The sequence below is a fragment of the Moorena bouillonii PNG genome, from assembly GCF_001942495.1.
GTDB lineage: Bacteria > Cyanobacteriota > Cyanobacteriia > Cyanobacteriales > Coleofasciculaceae > Moorena > Moorena bouillonii.
The window spans coordinates 5,649,747-5,654,663 of record NZ_MKZS01000001.1 but is presented as its reverse complement, the minus strand read 5'-3'; the positions used below and the strand labels follow the sequence as shown (position 1 = coordinate 5,654,663).

Here is a 4,917-nt window from a genome sequence, read left to right as displayed (position 1 = left end):
ACATAGTTGTTGTGCCGGGGAATCCCCATCCCTCTACAGGGTGGGGAGGTTCAATTCATGAGAGTAAATGAAGTAAGAAGTATTTGGGGACTTCAATAGAAGAGTTAGAAAACTTTGCTCACATCCAGCCTTTGATTTGATTTATTCAAGGAGTAGAGAAAATGCCAACCTATTTATCGCCCGGTGTATACGTGGAGGAAGTTTCCTCCGGTTCTGCCCCAATTGTGGGAGTGGGAACCAGCACAGCAGGTTTTATCGGTGTGGTACCGGACTCGATAGACGTTCCAGAACCAAACCCTGCCTATGACCCAAGCCAAGACATAGATCCAACCACTAATCCAGCTCATATCACAACCTCTTTTACTCCTGCTAACGTCGGTGAAGTCAAGCTATGTACTAACTTTGGTGAGTTCAAGAAGTTCTTTGGAGACTTCTCAACCGATCCACATCAGCGTCAGCTAGCTCACGCGGTCTATGGATTCTTTAACAACGGTGGTACTCGCTGCTACGTGGTGCGGGCAGCAGCAGAGAGTGAGATTACCGCTGACTTCCTAGAAAATACATTTGAGCCTATTGACGAAATTGCTATCGTTGCTGCCCCTGGCATTACCGACAGCAGTGTTCTCGATGCCATCATCACTCACTGTCAACAGAAGACCCAGGATCGCTTCGCAATCTTGGATAGTCAGGAAAATTTGGATGGTACTTGGAAGACCATGGAACCAGGGGATGGCAATGTACCTAGCAATTCTGATTATGCTGCTTTTTACTTCCCCTGGATTCAAGTCTTTGATCCAGCCACGAAAACACTGAACCCCAAAGGGGATGGTGGAATCTATGTGCCGCCCAGTGGTCATGTCGCCGGTCTCTATGCCCGCGTCGATACACAACGAGGAGTCCACAAAGCCCCAGCGAATGAAACAATATTAGGAGCATTGGGTCTCAAGTACAACATCAGCAAAGCCCAGCAGGATGGACTCAACCCCCAAGGCATCAATTGCATCCGTAATCTCAATGGCAATATTCGAGTCTGGGGAGCACGCACCATCGGTGGTGATGCCAATGGAGAATTTAAGTACATCAACGTCCGCCGCCTGTTCAATTATCTGCGGGAATCGATTGACGAAGGTACTCAGTGGATGGTATTTGAACCCAATAATCCTGAACTTTGGGCGCAGATTACCCGTAATATTAACGCCTTCCTAACCAATGTCTGGAGTACAGGGGCTTTATTTGGGAATACACCAGAGGAAGCCTTTTACGTGAAGTGTGATGAAGAGACCAATCCCCCAGAAGTCAGAGATTTAGGTCAGGTGGTGACAGAAATTGGTGTAGCAGTGACCAAGCCAGCGGAATTTGTGATCTTCCGCCTTAGCCAGTGGGCAGGGTCTAGTGGTAGCTAGGTCAGTAGGGAGTAGGGAGTAGGAAGTAGAGACAAAGGAAGATGAAACTATGGTAACTTCCCAGCAACTGACACCAGGTGTCTACCGAGAGGAGATATTCCCTAAACCAGCCCCTGGACTGTTCACAGGTGTACCTGTATTCCTGGGGTTTGCCGAGACTGGACCAATTAACTCCCCGCAGTCACTTACCCTCTGGTCTCAATTCACAGAAACCTTTGGTCAGCCTCTAGCTGACGGTTACCTAGCTTATGCTGTGCGTGGGTTCTTTGAGAATGGTGGCAGCTTGTGCTTGGTTGTGCGGCTAGAAGACACAGTTTCTATCACAGAAGCACTGGGAGGACCAGGAGATGATAGTGGGGGACTAGGAGCGATCGCATCCTTGAATGAAATCGACTTGGTCTGTGTGCCAGATCTAATGCGAGGAAACCCTGACCAGGATGACCTGTTGAGGATGCAGAATGTCATTTTAGAACACTGTGATCTGCAAGGCGATCGCTTTGCCATCTTAGACTCGCTCCCTCCAGTTGCAGTACAAGTGACTCAGTCTCTAGAGAGGGTAAAAGAGCAAAGGTCGAAACTGCGAGGCAAAAACGGTGCTTTGTATTATCCCTGGATTAAAGCTGAAAACGGTCCTGACTGGATGCCCCCCTGTGGTCACATTGCTGGAGTTTACGCCCGTAGCGACCAACAATTTGGGGTTCACAAAGCACCAGCCAACGAAACTATCGAAGGAATAGTGGATCTAAAGTTCAATTTGACCAATCGCGAGCAGGACATTCTCAATCCCCTTGGGGTTAATTGCCTGCGTGCCTTTCCCGGACGAGGTATTCGAGTTTGGGGAGCACGTACCCTCAGCGATGAAGCTAATTGGATCTATGTCAACGTAAAACGGCTATTTCTGACAGTGGGCAGATGGCTGGAACTGAACCTGGCAAATCTGGCCTTTGAGCCAAACGAGCTGAAGTTATGGGTACGGATTGAGCGAGAGTTGACCGCCTATTTTGAAGACTTACTGCAGCAAGGTGCCCTTAAAGGACCAACAGAACAAACAGCTTTCTACATTAAATGTGATGCTGAAACTAACCCACCCGAAGTAAGGGAAGCAGGAATGGTAGTCACAGAAATTGGTTTAGCACCTGCTATTCCCAGTGAGTTTATTACTGTGCGTATTATTCTCGGTGCTAGTGGTGTCAAAGTAGCAACATAAGTCTGCGTTAGCAAATATCAGGAGGTTTTTGACGATGGTATTTTCTCGAAAAGATCCATACAGAGGTTACAACTTTAAAGTAGAAATCGATGGTATCACCCGCGCCGGTTTTAGAAGCTGCTCAGGGATAGAAACCAGTCAGGAAATTAGCACCTATCGAGAGGGTACCGATAAAATGCTGAATATGCGGCAAATCCCTGGTATGCTCACCCTCTCCCAAGTCACTCTCAGTCGTGGCATTACTGATGACAGGGAATTATGGGACTGGCGAACCAAGGTAGCAACCGCCAAAGACCCCTCCGAGTATCGTAAAAATATGTCTATCGTCCTCTGGGATGATGCAGGAAATGAAAGAGTACGCTGGAACCTGATCAACTGTTGGCCAGTTAAGTGGACAGGACCAAGCCTTGATGCTACTTCCAATGAATTAGCCATTGAAACCCTCGAAATTGTCCACGAAGGGGTTACCGTAGAAAACGGTAAATGGCAGTAGGGAATAGGGTGTAGGGAGTAGGGAGTAGGGTGTAGGGTGTAGGGTGTAGGGTGTAGGGTGCGCGCCCCATCTCCCCATCTCCCCATTTCCCCATCTCCCCATCCTCCCATCTCCCCACCCTCCCGATTCCCGATTCCCGATTCCCGATTCCCGATTCTAAATTCTAAATTCCCCACAAGATGATGCAGACAGAGTTTCCTTTTACCCTACCCCAGGGCTACGTAGATTCGGAGGGTAATCTTCATCAAGAAGGCATGATGCGGATGTCCACAGCCTACGATGAGATTATGCCCTTAAAAGACCCTAGGGTTCAGGCTAATCCAGGTTACTTGGTGATTATCCTGCTGTCGCGGGTGATCACTCGTCTGGGCAGCTTAGACTATATCAATCCCGTAATGATTGAGGGTCTATTCTCTGCTGACTTAGCCTATCTCCAAGACCTCTATCAACGGATTAACCAAAACGGTCACAGCCGCCTTTTGGTTTCTTGTCCTCACTGTCAAGGAGAGTTTGAAGTGGAGACTGCTACTTTGGGGGAGTAACTTGCTACCCCTCCGAGAGGCTGTTAGAGGAGGTAGCCTATATTGCTTATCACTTGCACTGGTCCTACGACCAGATTATGAGTCTGGATCATCAAGAAAGACAGCGCTGGGTGGCACAAGTAGCAAGTATAAATGAAAAGTTGAATGAGCAAATAATTGGGTTACGGTAATTGGGTTATGGTTTACTTTCATTAATCGTAGGAGTGAGTTATGGCAACTTTAGCATCGGTTGTGCCTTTAGGAGCAAACGCGGCTTACGCTGGAGTGACTGGGGCCTTGGGAGCTCGCCTTGACCCCTACCAAGGCTTTAACTTCCTCATTGAAATTGAGGGGTTAGTGACCGGTGGGTTTATCGAAGTCAGGGGTCTAGAAAGTGAGATTGAACTAGAGGAACGTCCTGAGGGAGGTCAGAATCGTTACGTTCATCAGCTACTAGGTCGAACCAAATATCCGAATTTGACCCTCAAACATGGTCTAACAGGTATTGACAGTTTGTGGACTTGGTATCAGGCCACTAGCCAGGGTGTAATTCGGCGCAAGAACGGCACAATTATGCTGCTAGACCGCCAACATATACCAGCCATGTATTGGAATTTTAAGCAGGCTTTGCCAGTAAAGTGGACTGGTCCAGAGTTTAATGCCAGCAGCAATGAAATTGCTTTCGAGACCATTGAGTTAATTCACAAAGGAATTAGCAAACCAGTTCTCAGTCAAGCACTATCTGGAGGACGAGCGGTTGCTGGACTAGCGGGAGCATTGTGATGGCATCTCAACCTCAGGTCAGTAACAATCAGACTTGGTCAGACAGTCTCAATCCACAACTGACGCGACGACTCCTGCGCCCGATCGTCAGCCCTGGTGTGATTGGTACTCAAGTAGCAGGGTCAATTATCTCCCGGGTCCAAGGGATGACCAACGGACTGCCCTTAATGGCTAAGTTGATTCAACGCCAGCATCGGTTACAGGGTCAATCAGCAGAAGCAGTTCCTATCGTGTATGCTCAGCCAATCCGGCCAGCAGCAGAACAGGTAGAGAGGGGACATGTTACCTCTCCAATTACCTCTCCCAATGTGGCCTCTCGAACTAAAGGAACAGGGGAAGAACTACCTTTGATATCCACTAGATTTCAGGTCGATAAAGAAACCTCAGTACAAAAAAGTACAGGGTCAAATTCCCAAAAATCTAGAGAAAACCCTAAACCCCAAACTTCAAATTCAGTAACTGCTCACTGCAATAGAGAAGTCTTGTTGAAAAACAGTGAAGTCAGAGCAA

At 48.0% G+C, this 4,917-nt stretch carries 7 protein-coding genes and 1 pseudogene; all 8 read left to right on the top strand.

Annotation, left to right across the window (positions count from 1 at the left end; all coding sequences use genetic code 11):
* The first annotated feature begins 161 nt into the window (after window positions 1-161).
* Complete coding sequence (locus BJP37_RS22990) at window positions 162-1,403, top strand: phage tail sheath family protein (protein WP_075902273.1); 1,242 nt, start codon at window positions 162-164, stop codon at window positions 1,401-1,403.
* 49 nt (window positions 1,404-1,452) lie between these two features.
* Complete coding sequence (locus tag BJP37_RS22985; protein ID WP_075902271.1) at window positions 1,453-2,610, top strand: phage tail sheath family protein; 1,158 nt, start codon at window positions 1,453-1,455, stop codon at window positions 2,608-2,610.
* Window positions 2,611-2,644: 34 nt separating this feature from the next.
* Window positions 2,645-3,103, top strand: a complete 459-nt coding sequence (locus tag BJP37_RS22980; protein ID WP_070394510.1) for a phage tail protein — start codon at window positions 2,645-2,647, stop codon at window positions 3,101-3,103.
* Window positions 3,104-3,160: 57 nt separating this feature from the next.
* On the top strand, window positions 3,161-3,286 hold the full coding sequence (locus tag BJP37_RS43840; protein WP_269087052.1) for a hypothetical protein: 126 nt from the start codon (window positions 3,161-3,163) through the stop codon (window positions 3,284-3,286).
* Entirely contained in the window at window positions 3,283-3,645 is a 363-nt protein-coding gene (locus BJP37_RS22975) for a hypothetical protein (protein WP_044493148.1), read from the top strand. The genes BJP37_RS43840 and BJP37_RS22975 overlap by 4 nt, the downstream gene beginning before the upstream one ends.
* Before the next feature lie 14 nt (window positions 3,646-3,659).
* A pseudogene (locus BJP37_RS44355) lies at window positions 3,660-3,815 on the top strand (DUF6760 family protein); the annotation flags it as partial.
* Between the two features lie 40 nt (window positions 3,816-3,855).
* Complete coding sequence (locus BJP37_RS22970; RefSeq protein WP_075902269.1) at window positions 3,856-4,407, top strand: phage tail protein; 552 nt, start codon at window positions 3,856-3,858, stop codon at window positions 4,405-4,407.
* On the top strand, window positions 4,407-4,917 hold a 511-nt coding region (locus BJP37_RS39860), incomplete at its 3' end, for a hypothetical protein (protein ID WP_158069729.1). The genes BJP37_RS22970 and BJP37_RS39860, both read left to right, overlap by 1 nt.

What these genes read in the sequence shown, in the direction of transcription:
- BJP37_RS22990 (WP_075902273.1), top strand. Translation starts at nt 162, where the DNA reads ATGCCAACCTATTTATCGCCCGGTGTATACGTGGAGGAAGTTTCCTCC.
- BJP37_RS22985 (WP_075902271.1), top strand. Translation starts at nt 1,453, where the DNA reads ATGGTAACTTCCCAGCAACTGACACCAGGTGTCTACCGAGAGGAGATA.
- BJP37_RS22980 (WP_070394510.1), top strand. Translation starts at nt 2,645, where the DNA reads ATGGTATTTTCTCGAAAAGATCCATACAGAGGTTACAACTTTAAAGTA.
- BJP37_RS22975 (WP_044493148.1), top strand. Translation starts at nt 3,283, where the DNA reads ATGATGCAGACAGAGTTTCCTTTTACCCTACCCCAGGGCTACGTAGAT.
- BJP37_RS22970 (WP_075902269.1), top strand. Translation starts at nt 3,856, where the DNA reads ATGGCAACTTTAGCATCGGTTGTGCCTTTAGGAGCAAACGCGGCTTAC.